General features: G+C 67.0%; 17 protein-coding genes. 7 read left to right on the plus strand and 10 right to left on the minus strand.

The features are described 5' to 3' along the window. The 4 genes from coaBC to NS355_RS00020 all read right to left on the minus strand — a co-directional run. A partial coding sequence (gene coaBC, locus NS355_RS00005; protein WP_058743780.1) for a bifunctional phosphopantothenoylcysteine decarboxylase/phosphopantothenate--cysteine ligase CoaBC occupies nt 1-846 on the minus strand: 846 nt, incomplete at its 3' end. Further along, on the minus strand, nt 843-1,949 hold the full coding sequence (locus NS355_RS00010) for a hypothetical protein (RefSeq protein ID WP_058743781.1): 1,107 nt from the start codon (nt 1,947-1,949) through the stop codon (nt 843-845). The genes NS355_RS00010 and coaBC, both read right to left, overlap by 4 nt. A gap of 15 nt (nt 1,950-1,964) precedes the next feature. Continuing rightward, entirely contained in the window at nt 1,965-3,500 is a 1,536-nt protein-coding gene (gene ubiB, locus NS355_RS00015; RefSeq protein WP_058743782.1) for a 2-polyprenylphenol 6-hydroxylase, read from the minus strand. Nucleotides 3,501-3,528: 28 nt separating this feature from the next. After that, nucleotides 3,529-4,260 (minus strand): class I SAM-dependent methyltransferase, encoded by a 732-nt coding sequence (locus tag NS355_RS00020; protein WP_058743783.1) that lies wholly within the window; start codon nt 4,258-4,260, stop codon nt 3,529-3,531. 79 nt (nt 4,261-4,339) lie between these two features. Between NS355_RS00020 and mutM the strand changes: the two genes are divergently transcribed. The 3 genes from mutM to dnaA all read left to right on the plus strand — a co-directional run bounded on the left by mutM (nt 4,340) and on the right by dnaA (nt 7,510). Then, nucleotides 4,340-5,155 (plus strand): bifunctional DNA-formamidopyrimidine glycosylase/DNA-(apurinic or apyrimidinic site) lyase, encoded by an 816-nt coding sequence (mutM, locus tag NS355_RS00025; RefSeq protein ID WP_058743784.1) that lies wholly within the window; start codon nt 4,340-4,342, stop codon nt 5,153-5,155. Nucleotides 5,156-5,242: 87 nt separating this feature from the next. Further along, nucleotides 5,243-5,506, plus strand: a complete 264-nt coding sequence (rpsT, locus tag NS355_RS00030) for a 30S ribosomal protein S20 (protein ID WP_042490304.1) — start codon at nt 5,243-5,245, stop codon at nt 5,504-5,506. 477 nt (nt 5,507-5,983) lie between these two features. After that, nucleotides 5,984-7,510 (plus strand): chromosomal replication initiator protein DnaA, encoded by a 1,527-nt coding sequence (gene dnaA / locus NS355_RS00035; protein ID WP_058743785.1) that lies wholly within the window; start codon nt 5,984-5,986, stop codon nt 7,508-7,510. 406 nt (nt 7,511-7,916) lie between these two features. On the opposite strand, the gene trpS is transcribed toward dnaA, so the two are convergent. From trpS to secB, 3 genes are read right to left on the minus strand one after another with little or no spacing between them, the layout of a single operon-like run. Continuing rightward, nucleotides 7,917-8,924: a tryptophan--tRNA ligase gene (gene trpS, locus NS355_RS00040; RefSeq protein WP_058743786.1), complete on the minus strand. Its 1,008-nt coding sequence runs from the start codon at nt 8,922-8,924 to the stop codon at nt 7,917-7,919. An 8-nt stretch (nt 8,925-8,932) separates the two neighbouring features. Next, nucleotides 8,933-10,510: a murein biosynthesis integral membrane protein MurJ gene (gene murJ / locus NS355_RS00045; RefSeq protein ID WP_058743787.1), complete on the minus strand. Its 1,578-nt coding sequence runs from the start codon at nt 10,508-10,510 to the stop codon at nt 8,933-8,935. Between the two features lie 13 nt (nt 10,511-10,523). After that, nucleotides 10,524-11,030, minus strand: a complete 507-nt coding sequence (gene secB, locus NS355_RS00050) for a protein-export chaperone SecB (RefSeq protein WP_042490310.1) — start codon at nt 11,028-11,030, stop codon at nt 10,524-10,526. Between the two features lie 191 nt (nt 11,031-11,221). Here secB and NS355_RS00055 point away from each other — a divergent pair, with 191 nt between their 5' ends. The 3 genes from NS355_RS00055 to NS355_RS00065 are packed head-to-tail and all read left to right on the plus strand — an operon-like array spanning nt 11,222 to nt 13,810. After that, on the plus strand, nt 11,222-11,872 hold the full coding sequence (locus NS355_RS00055; RefSeq protein WP_153007967.1) for a Tim44/TimA family putative adaptor protein: 651 nt from the start codon (nt 11,222-11,224) through the stop codon (nt 11,870-11,872). A gap of 17 nt (nt 11,873-11,889) precedes the next feature. Next, nucleotides 11,890-13,257 carry a murein transglycosylase A gene (locus NS355_RS00060; RefSeq protein WP_153007962.1) on the plus strand — a complete coding sequence of 456 codons (1,368 nt, stop codon included), beginning with the start codon at nt 11,890-11,892 and terminating at the stop codon, nt 13,255-13,257. A gap of 25 nt (nt 13,258-13,282) precedes the next feature. Beyond that, nucleotides 13,283-13,810 carry a Smr/MutS family protein gene (locus tag NS355_RS00065; protein WP_058743789.1) on the plus strand — a complete coding sequence of 176 codons (528 nt, stop codon included), beginning with the start codon at nt 13,283-13,285 and terminating at the stop codon, nt 13,808-13,810. Here the strand turns inward: NS355_RS00065 and dapE are convergent. Further along, nucleotides 13,788-14,903 carry a succinyl-diaminopimelate desuccinylase gene (dapE, locus tag NS355_RS00070; protein WP_058743808.1) on the minus strand — a complete coding sequence of 372 codons (1,116 nt, stop codon included), beginning with the start codon at nt 14,901-14,903 and terminating at the stop codon, nt 13,788-13,790. The two genes, NS355_RS00065 and dapE, sit on opposite strands and share 23 nt — an antisense overlap. Before the next feature lie 111 nt (nt 14,904-15,014). On the opposite strand from dapE, the gene NS355_RS18865 reads away from it, so the two are divergent. After that, a complete protein-coding gene (locus NS355_RS18865; protein WP_167345373.1) occupies nt 15,015-15,185 on the plus strand; it encodes a hypothetical protein in 171 nt (56 codons plus the stop codon). 18 nt (nt 15,186-15,203) lie between these two features. Here the strand turns inward: NS355_RS18865 and NS355_RS00075 are convergent, their stop codons facing one another. Both NS355_RS00075 and NS355_RS00080 read right to left on the minus strand, forming a co-directional pair. Continuing rightward, nucleotides 15,204-15,866, minus strand: coding sequence for a glutathione S-transferase (locus NS355_RS00075; RefSeq protein WP_058743790.1), 663 nt, complete (start codon nt 15,864-15,866; stop codon nt 15,204-15,206). A gap of 98 nt (nt 15,867-15,964) precedes the next feature. After that, nucleotides 15,965-19,018, minus strand: coding sequence for a TonB-dependent receptor domain-containing protein (locus tag NS355_RS00080; RefSeq protein ID WP_058743791.1), 3,054 nt, complete (start codon nt 19,016-19,018; stop codon nt 15,965-15,967). Nucleotides 19,019-19,226 lie beyond the last annotated feature (208 nt).

The following is a 19,226-nucleotide window of genomic DNA, read 5'->3' on the forward strand; positions in this document are numbered from 1 at the left end:
CTCGGCCGCCTCGACCCGCCAGTCGGCGACGGCGGCGACCATGACGGCGGCATCGGCGGGCAGTGCGTCCGTGACGGCTTGGGCCATGTCGCGCGCAGTTTCGACATTCACGCGGGTAACACCCGGCGGCGTGGGCAACGTCACCGGCCCGGCGACCAGCGTCACCCGCGCCCCCAAGGCCGCCAGCGCGCCCGCGACCGCAAAGCCCTGTCGCCCCGAGGAGCGATTGGCGATGTAGCGGACCGGATCGATCGGCTCGTGGGTCGGACCCGCCGTCACGAGCACATGCCGCCCCGCCAGCGGGCGATGGGCAGGCGTCAGCTTCGCCTCGATCGCGGCGAGGATCGCGGGCGGCTCGGGCAGGCGGCCGGGGCCGAACTCGCCGCACGCCATCGCGCCTTCATCGGGTGCCATCACCTCGACCCCATCGGCGCGCAACTGCGCCACGTTACGCTGGGTGGCGGGGTGCAACCACATGCGGACGTTCATGGCAGGGGCGACCAGCACCGGCGTGTCGGTGGCGAGCAGCAGGGTCGTGGCCAGATCATCGGCATGGCCGTTCGCCATGCGCGCCATCAGGTCGGCGGTGGCCGGCGCGACGACGACCAGATCGGCCTCGCGGCTCAGCTGGATATGGCCCATCTCCGCCTCGTCCTTCAGGTCCCAGAGCGTGGTGAAGACCTGATTTTCCGACAGCGCGGCCAGCGTCATCGGCGTGACGAAATGGCTGCCCCCCTCGGTCAGGACGCAGCGCACGCTGTGCCCGGCCTTGCGGAGCAGGCGGATCAGCTCGCAAGCCTTGTAGGCGGCGATCCCGCCCCCGACGATCAACAGGATATGGCTCATCGCACGACTCGCGTCACGGTAATGCGTCGCCGGTCTCGCGCGGCGGCGATCAACTCGCGGACCGCATCGGGAGCGAAGACGACGCCGAGGAAGATAAGCGGCGCGACCGCCAGCGCAAAGGCGGGCGCGCCGGTCAGAAGGCCGAGCAGCGCATAGGCGGCCAGCGTGATCCCCGCCCGCCGCGCCACCGGCTGCCGCCAATGCGCCCAGCCCAGCGCGGCGAGTACCGCCAGCGGCAGCGCGATCACCATGGGCAGCACCCCGACTCCGCTCGCCGATGCGATCGCCGCCAGCCACGCACCCGGCGACTGGAACGCGATGGGGGAGGCGATGGCGGGGTCGATCGGGCCGACCATAGCATTCAGCCTATGGGCGTGGGCGGCATAGAGGATCATCGCGATGGCGGTCGCCGCGATCCATCCGGTCGCCTCACGCTCCGCCCCCGCACGCCAGGCGAGAAACGCCATCAGCAGCGCATGGAGAAGCGCCACGGGGCTGAGGATCATCGCGGCCAGCCCCAGCGCGATCGCAGTCGGCATGGCATCGGGCCGCCGCTGAACCAGCGACAGCGCGATGAGCAGCGCGGCCCAGACCTCGGGCACCGACACCATCGCCCGGTCGAATGCCGGATAAAGTCCCGCGACGAGCAGGATGATTACCAATGCGCGGGGGCCGCGCCCCTCGATCAGCGGCCAACAGCGCCGCGCCCAGCCCGCGATAACGGCCAGGCCCAGCAGGACGAGCAGCAACTGACCGACCAGCGGCGGCATCAGCGCCAGCGTCACGGGTAGCGCGGGTAGCGGCACCGCCAGCAGCACCGGGCGCAACGGTCGCCCATTTTCGCGCAAGGCGTCGATCGCGGCCGAGTAGAAATCCTGCCCGTGCCGTACATGGTCGAGGATCGCGGCCGACACCGGTGTCAGGCGGTCGGCCACCGGATCGGCATCGCCGCCGGTCCAGAGCAGCCCCGCGATCAGAACCAGCAGCAACGCCAGCGTCCCGATCGCGACCGATGGCGTCATGGCCGACAACCGGCCCGGCTGGTTCAGCCAGATCGGCCGCGAGATGCGGCGCGGGGGAACGGGGGGCGCGCTGCCCGGCATGCCTATCCCAGCATCCTACCGAAGCACGGCGATGGTGGCCGCGACTCCGGCGGCGGCCGACAGCATCGAGATCAGCGCATAACGCCAGCCGCCACCGATCCGCACGACCTCAATCTGCTTGAGGGGCGGCGCGGGCGGCTCGCCACCCGGCGCAGGGTAACGCGCCTCGATCCGGCGGACGAGTTCGGGCAGGCGGGCCAGCGTCTGCACATCCTCGATCAGCCGGTCGGCGATCTTGGCCTCGGGACCGAGTTCGGTCCTGATCCATTCGCGCACGAACGGCGCGGCCGAGTCCCACAGGTTGATGTCGGGGTCCAGGCTGGTCGCCACGCCTTCGACCATCACCATGGTCTTTTGCAGCAGCAAGAGGTGCGGCTGCGTCACCATGTCGAAATCGCGGGTGATCGAGAACAGGCCGTCCAGCATCATGCCGATCGACATGTCCTTGACCGGCAGCCCCCGCATCGGCTCGCCCACCGCCCGCAGCGCGGTGGCGAACTCGGCGACATTATGATGGGCGGGGACATAACCCGCCTCGAAATGGATCTCGGCAACGCGCTTATAATTGCCGGTGATCAGGCCATAAAGGATTTCGGCCAGCCACACCCGCGCGCGCCGATCGATCCGGCCCATAATGCCGAAGTCGATCGCGGCGATCTTGTTGCCGGGCAGGGCGAACAGATTGCCCTGGTGCATGTCGGCGTGGAAGAAGCCCTCCGCGATCGCCTGGCGCAGGAAGGCGCGCACCAGCGTCTGGGCGAGGTGCGGCAGGTCATAGCCTGCCTCGACCAGCGCCTGCCGGTTGGACAGCTTGATCCCGTCGATCCACTCGACCGTCAGCACCTTGGCGGTGGATCGTGCCCAGTCGATCTGCGGCACCATGAAGTCGGGCTCGGCGGTCATCGCCTCGGCGAGTTCGGAGGCCGAGGCCGCCTCGCGCCGGAAGTTCAGTTCGCGCAGCGTCCAGCGGCGGAAATTCTCGACCGTCAGACGCGGGCGCAGGCGGGCGGCCTCGCCGCTCATCCCCTCGACCTGGGCTGCGGCCCATTGATAGGTGTCGATGGCGCGGGCGAAATCTTCCTCGACGCCGGGGCGCAGCACCTTGACCGCGACGGTGCGGCCATCGGTCGTCACCGCACGGTGCACCTGCGCGATCGAGGCGGCACCGACTGGCGCCTCCTCGATCGAGGAAAAGAAGTGCGAGGGGGGACGGCCCATGCTGGCCTCCATCGCGGCGCAGATCGTCGCGAAGGGCACGGGGGGCAGCTGGTCCTGCAGCCGCAACAGGTCGTGCGCGGCATCGTCGCCGACCAGATCGGGTCGGGTCGCCAGCGTCTGGCCCAGCTTGATCGCTGCCGGGCCGATCGCCTGGAACGCGTCGGCATAGGCGGGCTTGGCGGGCACGCGCGCGCCGAAGCGGGCGACACGCGCCAGCCGCCGCACAGGCGCGGGCGTGTTGGGATCGCGCTCGATGCCCTTCAGCGCGCCATGCCGCGCCAGCGTCCGCCCCCATTTGAGCAGACGCCACAAATGCACCACCGGCTGGGTCACAGGGCGTGTCCGCCCAGGCGTCCTCGCATCAAATCTTCCAGCCCGAATGGATCGCGACCAGACCGCCCATGATCGGCTCGACCTTGGTCTCGACGAAGCCCGCCTCGCGGATCATGCCTTCAAAGGCCGGCATGTCGGGGAAGCGGCGGATCGATTCGATCAGATAGCGATAGCTGTCCGCATCGCCCGCCAGCATCTGGCCCAGCTTGGGCACCAGCTTGTGCGAATAGGCGTCGTACACCTCCGAGAAGCCCGGCCAGACGGTGGTCGAGAATTCCAGGCAGAAGAACCGCCCGCCGCGCCGCAGGACCCGATGCGCTTCCTTGAGCGCGGCCGGGATGTCGGTGACGTTCCGGATGCCGAACGCGATCGTATAGGCGTCGAAGAATTTGTCCGGGAAGGTCAGCTGCTCGGCATTGGCCTCGGTCCAGACCAGCCCGTCGAGGCCACGCTCGGCCGCGCGCTTCATGCCGACCTCCAGCATCGCCGGATTGATGTCGGCGACCGTGATGCTCGCACCCGACTCGGCCAGGCGGAAGGCGATGTCGCCGGTGCCGCCCGCCATGTCGAGGATCTGGTCGCTGGCGCGGGGCTTTACCCGGCGCACGAAGCGATCCTTCCACAGCCGGTGCATGCCGCCCGACATGGCGTCGTTCATCAGGTCATATTTGGCGGCGACATTCGTAAACACGCTGCCGACACGGGCGACCTTTTCGTCGCGGGGCACATCTTCATAGCCGAAGGAGACGGTATCGCTCATGGGGATGCCCTAGCCCGGCCTTGCTGGCGGGGCAAACGCTACCTAGCTGTTTGCCTAAGGAAACCCAGACAGAGAAACGATGCCCGAACTTCCCGAGGTCGAAACCACGGTCCGCGGCCTGACCCCGGTGCTGGCGGACGCGCGGCTGACCCTGGTCGAGCCGCGCCGCCCCGACCTGCGCCATCCCTTTCCGGCCGATCTGCGTCAGCGGATGACGGGGGCGACCGTCACGGCCCTCGATCGTCGTGCGAAATACGGCCTGATCGACACCGATCGCGGCGACACCATGGTCTTCCATCTCGGCATGTCGGGGCGCTGGCGGATCGATCCGGGCGAGCCGCAGACGCATGACCATCTGCTCTTGGAGACGGCGGCGGGGCGGCGGCTGGCGCTGAACGATCCCCGGCGATTCGGTTTCGTCGATCTGTGGCCGACCGCCGAACTGGCCAGCTACCCGCCGTTCCTCACCATGGGGCCGGAGCCGCTGGGGCCGGACTTCACCGCCGCCTATCTGGCAGAGGCGCTGGAAGGGCGGGCGGCGCCCATCAAGGCGATGCTGCTCGACCAGCGGATCGTGGCGGGCTTGGGCAATATCTATGTGTGCGAGGCGCTGCACATGGCGAGGATCACGCCGGGCCGCGCGGGCGGGCAGATATCGAAAGCGCGACTCGCGCGGCTCGTCGAATCGATCCGCGCCGTGCTGGAGGCTGCGATCCTGGCGGGCGGTTCGTCGCTCCGCGATTATGTGCGGCCGGACGGCGAACTGGGCTATTTCTCCAAGGAATGGCGCGTCTATGGCCGCGAGGGCGAGCCGTGCGAATGCGGCACGATCGTCCGGCGGCGAACCGATTCGGGGCGCTCGACTTTCTGGTGCGCGACCTGCCAGCGTGGTTGACGCCAAGGCCGTCAGCCGGTAAGGGCGGCGGCTTCAAAGCTGGTGCGTCGCGCCGCTATCCCTTTTGATCGAGATTTAGAGGTTTTCATGGCGAACACGCCGCAGGCCAAAAAGCGTATCCGTCGCAACGAGCGTCGCGCCGTCATCAACGGCAACCGCGTCAGCCGCATCCGTACCTTCGTGAAGAAGGTCGAAGCCGCCCTGGCCGCCGGCGACAAGGAAACCGCGACGGTCGCTCTGGCCGCGGCGCAGCCGGAAATGGCCCGTGGCGTCGCCAAGGGCGTGCTGCACAAGAACACCGTCTCGCGCAAGTTCTCGCGCCTGACCAAGCGTATCGCCGCACTGGCCTAAGCCTCTCGGTTTCGCGACGAATGAAACCCGCCGGGGGCGGTCCCCCGGCGGGTTTTTTCGTGCGTTCGTCATCCGTTCATTAACGCTTCGCGGAACGTGATCCGTGGGAACAATCCTGCGTTTCGCGCAACGCCAGCTTTGCCCGCGATTCGAGGGATTCGACTTGCGGGGCGATGGCGCGCGCCTTGGTTAATATTCAACGATTTCATGTACTTGTGAGATAGTTGGACGGGTTTCTGCGGGCTTTTGGCTGTCAATCCGGTTTATTTCAGATTTATGGCCGGACATGGTCTTGATCAGACCCCGTCATCGCTCATAATCGGTTTCCCAGCGGCGGTGCTTCGTGCCCCGCGTCATGGACATCGCGAAGTGACAGACCGGGTCGAATCCGTTTGATTCGCCGATGGGCTACGTGTCGCCAAGTGGAATAGGGGCTCGACCGCCCATCACGGGGGTCGGCAGAAGTGGAGTGCGCGGGTGACGAATTGGCAGGCAACGCGACCGACGACGGACCAGGCCCGTGCCTGGGCGCGCGTCCGCGCGAACCTGCGCGAATCGGCAGGCGCCCGGCTGTTCGATCAATGGCTGAAGCCGATGGAGCTGATCGAGGGCGACGAGCCCGATACGGTCCGTCTGGCGCTCCCCTCGGCCTTTGCGACCAACTGGGTGCGCAGCCACTATGCCGACCGCCTGCACCTGGAATTCAAGGCGGTTCTGCCCGAGGTCCGCTCGGTCGTTATCGAAACCCGTGCGCCCAGCAAGGTCGCGCGCCTGACCAGCGTCGAGACCTTCGATGCGGCGCCCGCCCCGCGTGCCGTGGCCGCGACTCCGGTCCAGCCGGTCGAGGTCGATGAGCAGCCCTCGCTGTTCGGGGCACCTGCGCCGACTCCGGCCCCCGCACCGCGTCAGACGCGTGCCAAGGCTGCGCCTGCCGCGCCGGTCGTGGCCGCTCCGGCGCCCGCGATGCGCGTTCCCGCCGACCGGCCACCGCTCGATCCGCGCCTGACCTTCGACCGGTACGTGGTCGATTCGTCGAATCGCGTCGCGTTCAACGCCGCGCTCTCGTTGGCCGAGCCTGGTCCGCCGCGTTTCAGCCCATTGTTCCTTCATGGCGGCACCGGGCAGGGCAAGACCCACCTGATGCACGCCATCGCCCATGCCTTTCTCGAATCGCACCCCGAAGCGGTCGTGCTGTGCATGTCGGCCGAGCGGTTCATGTTCGATTTCGTCGCCGCGATGCGCGCGCGCGACACGCACAGCTTCAAGTCGCGGCTGCGTTCGGCCGATCTGCTGCTGATCGACGATCTTCAGTTCATCGCGGGCAAGGATTCGACTCAGGAGGAATTCTTCCACACGGTCAACGAACTGGTCGGCGCGGGCAAGCGGCTGGTCATCTCGGCCGACCGCTCGCCCCAGTCGCTGGACGGCGTGGAGCCGCGTATCATCGGTCGTCTCGGCGCTGGGCTGGTGGCCGATATCAAGGCGCCCGACCTGACGCTGCGCCGGACGATCCTGAACCGCAAGGTCGCCGACCTGCCCGAGATCCATGTGCCGACCGACGTGCTCGACCTGCTGGCGTCGCGGATTCGCGGCAATATCCGCGAGCTGGAGGGCGCGCTGAATCGCGTCGTCGCCTATGCGCAGCTGACCGGCGACAAGATCGACATGGAATTCGCCGTCGCCACGCTGGGCGAGGTGCTGCGCGGCGCCCAGCGTCGAATCACCATCGACGAAATCCAGAAGCTGGTCAGCCGCCATTTCGAGCTGAAGCCGCTCGACCTGGTCTCGGCTCGCCGTGCCCGTGCCATCGCGCGCCCGCGTCAGATCGCCATGTACCTCGCCAAGCGCCTGACCACCCGCTCGCTGCCCGAGATCGGCCGCAAATTCGGTGGGCGCGACCACTCGACCGTCATCTATGCGGTGCGCAAGATCGAGGAACTGCGCGATACCGACCGCGATATCGACAATGCGGTGCGGGTGCTGATGAAGGAACTGGAGGGCTGAGGTCCTTAGGCGGGGTTCGGAGCGTGGGCTTCGACTTCGCTCAGCCCGAACGGCCGTTGAGCCCAAGTCCCAAAGCGCGGTTCAGCCTGAGCGAAGTCGAAGGCCATGGGCTGGCTTACGGGACGGCCAGCCGAGCGCCTCTCGACGGCCGTTCAATCGGTGCGATTGTAGCTTGCCCAACCTTCATCAATCATGATGCGAGTTCAGCTTTATGCGCTGGCGGTGAGCGCATGGCGTGGCCTTCGACTGCGCTCAGGCTGAACGGGGCCGGGGTAGAGCCCTTCCGGCTGCTATCGGGCTAAGCCTGGCTTTGGATAAACGTTGGCGCTGTGAGACCAAGTGGAAGGCCACGGGAGTCGGCAGCCAAAACCCCGTCCCCCGCATCGGGTGACGGGGCCGGGGTTCATCAGATCTGCAGGCCCATGGTCCGCTGCACGTCGAGCAGCAGCGGCGCAGCCAAATCGCGGGCCTTCTCCGCGCCGCGCTCCAGGATACGGCCGACTTCGCCGCGATCGTCGAGAAGCCGGGTCAGCCGCTCGCGGATCGGGCCCAGCGTGGCGACGGCCAGGTCGGCCAGTTCGGGCTTGAACGCGCCGAAGCCCTGGCCCGCAAACTGCGCCAGCACATCACCGGGCGTGCGGTCGGCCAGCGCGGCGAAGATGGTGATCAGGTTGCGCGCCTCGGCGCGGCCTTCCAGCCCCTCCATCGTGTCGGGCAGGACGTCCGCGTCGGTCTTGGCCTTGCGGAATTTCTCGGCGATCTGATCATCGGTATCGATCAGCTTGACCAGCGACATTTCCGACGGGTTCGACTTGGACATCTTGGCCGAGCCGTCGCGCAAGCTCATGATGCGCGGGGCCGCCTTGCTGATGAACGGTTCGGGCAGGGTGAACAGCTCGCGATCATAGTCGTTATTGAACTTGGTCGCGATGTCGCGCGCCAGCTCCAGATGCTGCTTCTGATCCTCGCCGACGGGGACGTGCGTGGCGTTGTAGAGCAGCACATCGGCGGCCATCAGCACCGGATAGTCGTACAGCCCGACGCTGGCGCCCTCGCGGTTCTTGCCCGCCTTGTCCTTGAACTGGGTCATGCGGTTCAGCCAGCCGACCCGCGCGACATTGTTCAGCAGCCAGCCGAGCTCGCTATGCTGCGGCACGCGGGTCTGGTTGAACAGGATCGAGCGTTCGGGGTCGATCCCGGCCGCGATCAGCGTCGCGGTCATCTCGATGGTGTTGGCCGCCATCGCCTCGGGCGCGATCCATTCGGTCAGGCCGTGCAGGTCGGCGATGAAGTACATCGTCTCGCCGCCCTGGGCTTGGATGTCGTCCTGCATCGCCACCCACTGCTTCACGGCGCCCAGATAATTGCCGAGATGAAGGTTGCCCGTGGGCTTGATGCCGGAAACGACGCGCATGATGGTCCTCAACTGTTGCGGCGAACGAGCCGCTTGATATCTCCGAGACGGAAGGCGCCCGTCGCGAAGGTGGCGACCGCATAGACCAGCATCCCCGTCACGACCAGCGTGATGAGCGCGCCCCAGCGCTCCAGGTTGGTGCCGGTGACATAGGGCTGGAACCGCGCGTTGAGCAGCGCCATCGCCCCGCCCATCAGGATCGCGGCAAGCAGCATCCGCCAGCTGCGCCGCCGCAACTGTGCATCCGCCACGAAATGCCCGCGCCGCGCCAGCGTGCGATAGAGCAGCACGACATTGACCGTGGAGGCGATGGCGGTCGCCAGCGGCGGCCCCATATGGCCCAGCCACCAGATGAAGATCAGGTTCAGCCCCAGATTGACCAGCATCGACCAGGTCGCATAGCGCACCGGCGTCCGCGTATCGGCGCGGGCATAATAGCCGGGCGTCAGCACCTTCACGAGGATATAGCTGGGCAGCCCGATCGAGAAGGCGGCGAGCGCCTGTGCGGTGTAATAGCTGTTGGTCGCGGTGAACTTGCCATGCTCGAACAGCGCGGCGACGATCGGCTGGCCACAGACGATCAGTGCGACCGTGGCGGGCAGGGTGAGCAGCAGCGCCAGCTCCATGCCCCGGTTCTGCGTCTCCATCGCCTCCACCTCCTTGCCCGCCCCCAGCAGACGCGAGACGGTAGGCAGGAGAACGGTGCCGAGGCCGATGCCGATCAACCCGAGCGGCAACTGGTTCAGTCGGTCGGCGGCATAGATATAGGATACCGACCCTTCGGGCAGGAAGCGGGCGGCCAGCGCGGTCGAGATGACGAGGTTGATCTGCACCGCGCCCGCACCGGCGGCGGCGGGCAGGATCAGCTTCATCAAGCGCTTGACGTCATCGTTGATGACCGGCCGCTTCAGCCGAAGCCGCACGCCCGCACGGCGGCACGCCCACCAGAGCCAGACAAATTGAAGGATGCCCGCGACCGTGACCGCGATCGCCTGGTTCCGAGCGGTCGCCATAGGCTCGTGCGTGTGGAAGAACAGCAGGGCGACGATCAGCGTCAGGTTGAGCAGAATCGGCGCGGCCGCATTCACCCAGAAACGGTGCAGTGAATTGAGGATGCCGCCCAATAGCGACACCAGGCTGATGAACAGCAGATAGGGGAAGGTCAGCCGGTTGAGCAGAACGATATAGTCGAACTGCGCCGGCGTGCCCTTGCCGTAACCGAAGGTCTGGACCCAAGTGACGGGCCAGGCGGCCAGCTCGACGATCGCGGTCATGACGATCAGCACGGGCAGCAAGACCGACAGCGCGTTCTCGGCAAAGGCCAGGCCATGCGCCAGGCCTGAGCCTTCCGCCGCCTTATCCCCTTCCGCCACCTTGCGGTTGAACATCGGGATGAAGGCGGCGGAAAAGGCGCCCTCCGCAAAGAGGGCGCGAAACATATTGGGGAGGCGAAACGCGATCTGGAACGCGTCGGAGGCGAAGTTCGCGCCCACGAAGCGGAAGAACAGCGAGTCGCGAACCAGACCAAGCACGCGGCTGGCCAGAGTCAGCCCGCCGACCGAGCCCAGCGCCTTGGTCAGGTTCATCTGTCAGGCCGGATCAGGCGTGGCCGGTTTCCGGGGTGTTGGGCTGCGCCCCCGCCTGGGCGTCCGCCTGCTGCAGGTACAGCTGCGCGAAGTCGATCGGCTCCAGCATCAGGGGCGGGAAGCCGCCGTCGCGCACCGCATCGGCCAGCACGCGGCGGGCGAAGGGGAAAAGCAAGCGCGGCGCTTCGCCCAGCATGAAGGGCTGGATCTGGTCGGCGGGCACGTTGCGGAAACCGAAGAGACCGGCATAGCTGAGGTCGACGATGAAGGCGGTCTTGCCCTCGGACTCGGCGCGAACCTCGATCTTCAGGGTCAGCTCATGGACTTCCTCGCCGACCTGCGCCGCCGAGATGTTGAACTGCACGTCGATGCCCGGCGCGGTCTGTGCCTGGTAGATGGCGGGCGCGTTCGGGTTTTCGAACGACAGATCCTTCACATATTGCGAGATCATACCGGCGGCGGGGCCGGCATCGTCGCCGTTCGGCGCTTCAAAACCCTGCGGCAAACCCTGTTCGTCCATCGTCGATACCTTCTTGCGTGAGATCAAAGGAGATTAGGAACCGAAAGGGCGGGTTCGCGCGTTCGGCCTTATAGCCGTTGCGCGTAGCAGCGGGTCGGCATGGTTTCAACCTTGCCCGCTTCGTCGGAGGGCCGGGTTTTCATTGTCGGCTGCTGCGCCTATATCGGTCACGATAGTGAAAGGCGCCTGTGTTGTTATTCTACGTCGTTCTTCTCGCGATGGTCGCGCTCTTCCTCGCACTGCGGCTATACAGCGTGCTGGGCAAGCGCACCGGCCATGAACAGCAGCCGCTGGCGCGCAGCGCCGACGACCGGCCGTTGCCCGTCACGCTGCCTCGCGCGACCGAGGCGGCGCAGGCGTCCGCGCCCGTCGCCAACCGGAACATCGATCCGCGCGCCGAACAGGGCCTTCGCGCGGTGATCGCGGGCGAGGCGGGCTTCGACGTGGCGCAATTCCTGAACGGCGCGCAGGCCGCCTATCGCATGACGTTGGAAGCCTTTTGGAAGGGCGACGAGGACGTACTGGCCGATCTGGTCGAGCGCGACGTGCTCGCCGCTTTCGCCGAGGCGATCGAACAGCGGCGCGAGGCGGGCCAGACGCTCGACAACCGCCTGATCCGGGTCGAGAGCGCGAAGATCGTCGATGCCCAGGTCGAGGGTCGCGAGGCGCGCATCACGGTCCGCTTCGATGCGGACATCGCCGCTGTCACGCGCGATGCCGAGGGGCATGTCATCGCCGGTTCGCTGAGCGATGCGGTCGAGACGCATGATGTCTGGACCTTCGCCCGGACGCTGAAGAGCGGCGATCCGAACTGGAAGCTCGTTGACACCGACGAAGCCTGATCCGGCCTGACGGGGGAATGATCGCGTTGAGGGGGTATCGCGTCGCGACCATGGTCGCGCTTTCGGTCAGCCTGTCGGCCTGTGCGGGTCGGATTGTGCCGCCGGGTGCGTCGGCATCCTATCCGTCGCGAGGCGAAGCGCAGCCCCAGCCCAGGCCACAACCCCGCCCGCGGCCGGGCGGCTCGTCCGTTCAGCCCAGCGGCCCCAGCGTCTCACGCGTGCCCGATGGCCCGGTGCGGATCGTCGGCGCGACGCCGCTGCCAGCGACCCCGGTCGTGGCGATTCCCGGTGCGGCCACGGCGGCGCAGGCCGGTGTGCTGGCGGGGCCGCCGGTCGCCTCTCTGCCGATCACCGAACCGCAGGCCGAGGCGGCGCGTGCCGCCTTCCTGCTGTCCTGCCCCGGCCTGATGCGCCGCACCGACGCCAGCGGCTTGACGCAAGGCGCGGACTGGCAAGCGGCCTGCCAGGCCGCCGCCAGCGTGCCGCGCGGGCAAGCCCGCAATTTCTTTGCCCGCTATTTCGAGGCGGTGCAGGTCGGCGATGGCCGGTCGCTGGCGACGGGCTATTACGAGCCGGAGATTGCGGGCTCGCGCGATCGGCGCTCGGGCTATGAGGTGCCGATCTATGCCCGTCCGCGCGACCTGATCGATGTCGATCTGGGAGCGTTCAGCACCGACCTGAAGGGCAAGAAGGTGCGCGGCAAGGTTCAGGGCACCAACCTCGTCCCCTATGACGATCGAACTGCGATCGAGCAGGGCTCGCTGGAGGGGCGTGCGCCGATCCTCGCCTGGGGTGCCGACCCGGTCGAAGTGTTCTTCCTCCAGATCCAGGGTTCGGGACGGCTTCGGCTGCCCGATGGCGGGATCATGCGGATCGGTTATGATACGCAGAATGGCCGCGACTATACCGGCATCGGCGCGCTGATGAAGGCGCGCGGGCTGCTGGGGCCGGGGCAGACCTCGATGCAGGGGATAGTCGCCTGGCTGCATGACCATCCCGAGGAAGGTCGCGCGATCATGCGCGAGAACAAGAGCTTCGTCTTCTTCCGCGAGTTGAACGGCGCGCCGCAGGGGGCGATGGGCTATGCGGTGATCGGACAGGTCAGCGTGGCGGCGGACCCGAAGTTCGTGCCCTTGGGCGCACCGGTGTTCCTGTCGATGGACCGGCAGGATGCGACCGGACTGTGGGTGGCGCAGGATACGGGTGGCGCGATCAAGGGCTCCAACCGCTTCGACACCTTCTGGGGCGCGGGCGATACGGCGCGGGCTGTCGCGGGCGGCATGTCGGCGCGGGGTACGGCCTTCCTGATGCTGCCCATCGGAACGCTGGCGCGGGCCGGGATCACGGCTCCTGTCGGGACGGTCGGTGCGATCCCTCAACCCTGACGAGGCGCATCTCTGGGCGCGGGTGATGGAAACGGTGCGTCCCTTACGCGCCGCCATCGTGCCCGCTCGACCCGCGCCGCCACCGCCGACCATGGAGGCGGTGTTCCAGGAAACGCCCGGCGCGCCCAAGGTGCGGGTGAAGGGCCGTGTGCCGCCGCTCCGCCAGCCCGCGCCGCCGCCTGTCGCCGTGAAGAAGGGGCCGGGCGAGACGCTCGACGGCGGCTGGGACAAGCGCCTGTCGCGGGGTAGCGTCATGCCCGACAGTTCGCTCGACCTGCATGGCCATACGCTCGCCTCGGCGCACGCGCTGCTCGACCAGGGGCTGGGCCGCGCGATCGCGCGCGGCGACCGGGTGCTGCTGCTGGTGACGGGCAAGCCGCCGCGTCCCGAAAGCGAACGGCCCCATGCACGCGGCGCAATCCGCGCGGCGATCAGCGACTGGCTGGGCGCCTCACGCCATGCCGATTCAATCGCAGCGATCCGGGGTGCCCATCCACGCCATGGCGGGCAGGGCGCGCTCTATATCGTGTTCAGGCGCCCGCGCGAGCGATGACGCCCGCATAGATGCGGGTCAGCGCGTAAAGGTCATCGACCGCCACTGCTTCGTCCACCTTGTGCATCGTCGCGTTGAGCAGGCCGAACTCGACCGTCGGGCACAGTTTCGACAGGAAGCGCGCGTCGGAGGTGCCGCCGGTGGTCGAGAGCTCGGGCTCGATCCCCGTCTCGGCACGGATGGCGTCGGCGATCATGGCGGAGAAGGCACCCGGCTGGGTCAGGAACGCCTCGCCCGAGATGCGGCCCGTCACCTGGGCGGCGGGGGCATGGGTGCGGGCGATCGCGGTGATCCGCTCGACCAGCGCCGCGCCGTTCTGTTCGTCGTTGAAGCGGATCGACAGCCGCGCCTGCGCCGCCCCCGGAATGACGTTGGTCGCCGGGTTGCCGACATGCAGGTCGGTGATCTCGATATTGGACGGCTGGAACCAGGCATTGCCGGTGTCGAGCGTGATCCCCTCGATCTCGGCCAGCATCGCGATCAGTGGGGTGATCGGATTGTCGGCCAGATGCGGATAGGCGACATGGCCCTGCCGCCCCGGCACGGTGATCCAGATATTGACCGAGCCGCGCCGTCCGATCTTCATCATGTCGCCCAGCCGCTGCGCCGAGGTCGGCTCGCCGACCAGGCACAGGTCGGGGGCCACCCCTCGCTCGGCCATCCGATCGATCAGCGCGCGGGTGCCATAGACGGCGGGACCTTCCTCGTCGCCGGTGATGATCAGCGAGAGCGGGATGGTCGGATCGGTCGGGATGGCGGCCACGAAGGCGGCGATCGCACCCTTCATGTCCACCGCGCCGCGCCCGAACAGCAGCCCGTCGCGCACGTCGCCGGAAAAGGGCGAACCCTGCCAGCCGTCCCCGGCGGGTACCACATCGACATGGCCCGCAAAGGCCAGATGCGTGCCCGTCCCGCCCCGCATGGCCAGCAGATTCTCGACCGGACCATCGGGTTCCTCGCCGACCGTGAAACGATCCACGGTAAAGCCCAGCGGCACCAGCGCGGCCTCCAGCACGTCGAACACGGAGCCACGCGCGGGCGTGACGCTGTCGGCCCGGATCAGGGACTGGGCGAGGGTTAGGGCATCGGTCATGCCGCGCGGCATAGGCAGCGCGCGCGCGGACGGCAATCATGCGATTGACGACGCTTACGGAGCCGATGTGCCCCGACATCGTTCCAGCCCCTGCGTAACAGGAGTGATGTGATGAACAACCCCGATCCCAACGGCCACAAGGCCGGCAAGCGGCTGCTGCTCTGGTTGCTGATCGCGCTCGGGATCGCCGGGGTGCTGCTCTACACCTTCACGTCGCGCGTCGCCGAACCGGCGGGCGAGCAGCGGGCGCCCTTGAACGACGTTCCTCCGGCCGCGCGGTAAGCGGGCGGGGGCGTGGCCTCACCCCACGGGCTGTTCGAATCGCTCGATCACCCATTCTTCTTCCTGCGCGGCGGCGATCCAGTCCTGCATGAAGGGGTGGCGCAGGACCGCGTCCATATAGGGCACGGCAAAGCGAGCGACGGGCAGTTGATAGGTGACGATCCGCGTCACCACCGGCGCGAACATGATGTCCGCCGCGCCGAACTCTCCGAACAGGAAATTGCCGCCTCCGCCGAAGCGCGCCCGCGCCTGCGCCCACAACTCCATCATCCGCTTCAGATCGACGATCACGTCGTCATCGGGCATCCGGGCGGGATAGACCTGACGGATGTTCATGCTGTGCTTGCGGCGCAGCGCGACGAAGCTGGAGTGCATCTCGGCCGCCATCGACCGGGCCATGGCGCGCGCGGCATCGTCGGCGGGCCAGAAGCGGTCGCGTCCGACCTTGTCGGCGAGGAAGTCGATGATCGCCAGGCTGTCCCAGACCACCGCCTCGCCGTCCCACAGGATCGGCACCTTGCCCGACGACGGCGCGAACTCCGCGCCCTCACGCCGCTTGTCCCAGTCTGCGTCGTAAAGCGGCACGACCACCTCCTCGAACGAAAGTCCCGACTGCCGACAGGCGAGCCAGCCGCGCAGGGACCAGGAGGAATAGGCCTTGTTGCCGATGATGAGCTTCATAGACCAAGGGGTAACGGCCCCGCCGGGCGGCCGCAACCGAACAAAAAAAGGCCCGCCCGGGGAACCGGACGGGCCTTTCGCTTCCAACGGACGCCGGATCAGAAGCGGGCGGTGGCCGCAACGCGGAAGAAGCGACCGATCAGACCCGAGAAATAGGGCTGGGTGCCACCCGGCACCGCCGTGGCGGGGAAGGGGGCGGTCGCGTTGAAGACATTGTCGACGATGAAGCGCAGGTTGAACTGGTCGTTCACCTTCACGCCTACCGTGGTGTTGAACACCACCCAGTCGGTCAGGCCGCTGATGTTGCGGGCATTGGGGGCTTCGTCCAGGTTGAACTTCACCTTGCCGGTATACTGACCCTGGAACAGGACATTGAAGGTGTCGCCCTCATAGGTCAGGTTCGCGGTGCCCGAATGGCGCGGATAGCCGATCTCGCCCGCGTCATGGTTGATGTCGCCCACACCCACCTGGGTCTGCAGTTTGTCGCGGTAGAAATAATTGACCGACAGGCCGACCGTACCGGCATTCTCCAGTCCGACGCGGCTGAGCGGCAGGCGGTAGGCAATGGTCGATTGCAGACCGGCCATCTCATAGGATGCGGCGTTGTAATAGCCCTGGCGGATCGTGGTCAGCTGACCATCGGCGCCGCGTGTGAACAGCCCGCAGAACTGGTTGGGATAGTTGCTCGAATCATAGCAGGCATTCAGGATGTCGGTGCCGTCCAGCGAGCGGATGGCATCGTTCAGCTTGATGTTGACCCAATCGACAGCGACCGACAGGCCAGGGATGAAGCGTGGCTGCGCGATGGCGCCTACGGTCCAGCTATTGGCCTTTTCGTTGCGCAGATCGGGGTTGCCCGCGATCGTCACCGGAATGGTGAAGTTGCTGAAGTTCGAATCGAACGTTGCAGGGTTGATCCCGGCCGCGACGCAATTGGCACGACGCGTCGCGGGATTGGGGCCATTGCCGACATAGCGTGCGTCGCACGGATCGAGGCCCGAATTGAACGCCCGCGACGTCGGGTTGAACACCTCGGTGATCGCGGGCGAACGGATCGAGCGGGTGAAGTTGCCGCGGAAGGTCAGCCCCTGGAAGAAGCCGACCCGGCCGCCCGCCGTCCAGGTCACGTCGCCGCCCGACAGCGAGTTGTCGACGTAACGCGCCGCGCCGTCGAATTCGAGCGTCTTGAGCCAGCTCAGCTCGTTCTTGCTCGACACGAACGGCACGACGACTTCGCCGAACACCTCGTTGGTGTGGAACTTGCCCCGGATCGGGTCGATCGGGATCGTGCGGCCATATTGCACGCGGCTGCCGTCCGCCTGGGGTTCGCCGAAATAATAGGCGCCGGGATCGAACTGCGTCTTCTCCTCGCGATGCTCGTAACCCAGCGACAGCGACACGTCGTTGCCGAAAAGCTGGAAGACGGGGCCGTTGATGTTGGCGTTGAACACCAGCTGCTCATTGGCCGAACGCGGGGTGGCGACCGTGAAGATGTAATCGCGGGCCGCCTGGCTGGCCTGGCCGATGCCGAAGATGTTGAGCGGGGCGCAAGCGCCGCCGCCGATCGACGGGATGGTGGCGTTCACCACGCCCGGACGGCAGGTGATGTTGCCCGAAGCGTCGCGCACCGCATCGATCGCGTTGGCGAAATTCTGCTGGATCAGCTCGAAGTTGCGGCCATTGGTGATCGACTTGCCATAGACGGCTGAGGCCTCCCACTTGAAGTCGCGACCCAGCAGCGGCACCGTGCCGTCGAAGCCGCCGACGAAACGGTACGTCTCGACCGTGGCTTCGGCGCGGCCCGTGGTCAGGTCGGCCAGTGCGCGGCCCAGATAGAACTGGTTCTGACCCGCAGGCAGGTTGGCCGCGATGGTCGCGCGGTCGGTGGCCGACAGATACGGGTTGTCGAGGCTGAGCAGCAGGTTGCCGTCCGGTCGCCCGGCATCGTCGAACAGCGCGGTATTGTAGTTCGGCTGGTCGATCAGGTTCGTGCCCTTGCTGCGGACATACCATGCCTCACCGAAGAAGCGGATGCGGTCGCTGAACTGATAGCTGGCCTGCGCGCTGGCGATATAGCGTTCGGAGGTTGTCAGCAGGTTCGACTGGAGCGGCAGGTTATAGCTGTTGCCGCCGCTGCTGATGTAACCCTGACGCATCGGCGTACCGAGGTCGAGCGGAGTCAGGGTGCCGTTCGCGCCGAACTGCAGCAGCTGGCCCGCGGCGTTGCGGATGCCCGAGCGGCTGGCGAGGAAGTCGTCCGCACTGAACGGCACGCCGCCGATGGTGAAGGCGCTGTAACGCTGGTTGGGATAGAGGACTCGCTGGAACGCGCCGGCGGTGGCGGGCGTGCCGAAGAAGTAACCGGCGGCGGTGATGTCGCGGTCGGCGGCGGTCAGGCCGGTGACGCGGTTATACTCACCCGAGATGGTGATGTTGCCACGCCCGTCGGCGAAGTTCTTGCCCGCCAGCAGGCTGAGGCGCTGATCGGGGGCATCGCCCTTTTGCGACACACCCGCCTGCGCCTGGAGCTGAAGCCCCTCGAAATTGCGCTTCAGGATGATGTTGACGGTGCCCGCGATCGCGTCGGAGCCATAGATCGGCGCGCCGCCGATGGCGACGGTCTCGACGCGTTCGACCAGGCTGGTCGGAATATTGTTCAGGTCGACCTGGGTACCCGCCGACACGGGGCCGAAGATGCTGGCGGTGTTCGACGATACGAAGCGGCGGCCATTGACCAGCACCAGCGTGCGCTGCGTGCCGAGGCCGAAAAAGTCGACAAAGGTCTGGGCCGGGCCAAAGGACGACTGGGCGCCGACGCCGCTATTGCCCGGAGGACCGAAGGCCGGAATTTCGCTCAGCACCTGGCCGACATTGGTATAGCCGCGATTGGCGATCTGCGCCGCGCCGACGACCTGGGTCGGCTGCAGCGTCTCGAACTCAGGCCGGGCAATGCGCGAGCCGGTGACGACCACGTCCTGGCCGCCCGCCGTGCTCTGGTCCGCCGGGGTGGCCTGCGCGGTGCTATCCGGCGCGGTCGCATTTTCCGGTGACGTGGGGGGCAGGGTCTGGGCCGCGACCGGGGCCGCGAGCAGAGTGAGCAGCGCAACGGCGCTGACGTCGCGCAGCGCGCGCGAGCGGATATTCCGGGACATGATACGCTTTCCCCAATTTTATCTGTTTGTATTAATGGGGCTATTCCTGAGCATGTCAGGACGTCAACAAAAGCGTCATATTTGCTGACGTTTGCAAGGTACTGCGGCCTTTATGCAACAGCATCAGTTAGTTGGCGGTAAATCTGTCGCGTATGGGAAAGGCGCGAGCGACACTGGTGTGCCTTCGCCGCAACCGCGTTTCTGAGAT

The sequence above is a fragment of the Sphingomonas yabuuchiae genome, from assembly GCF_001477495.1.
Taxonomy (GTDB): domain Bacteria; phylum Pseudomonadota; class Alphaproteobacteria; order Sphingomonadales; family Sphingomonadaceae; genus Sphingomonas; species Sphingomonas yabuuchiae_A.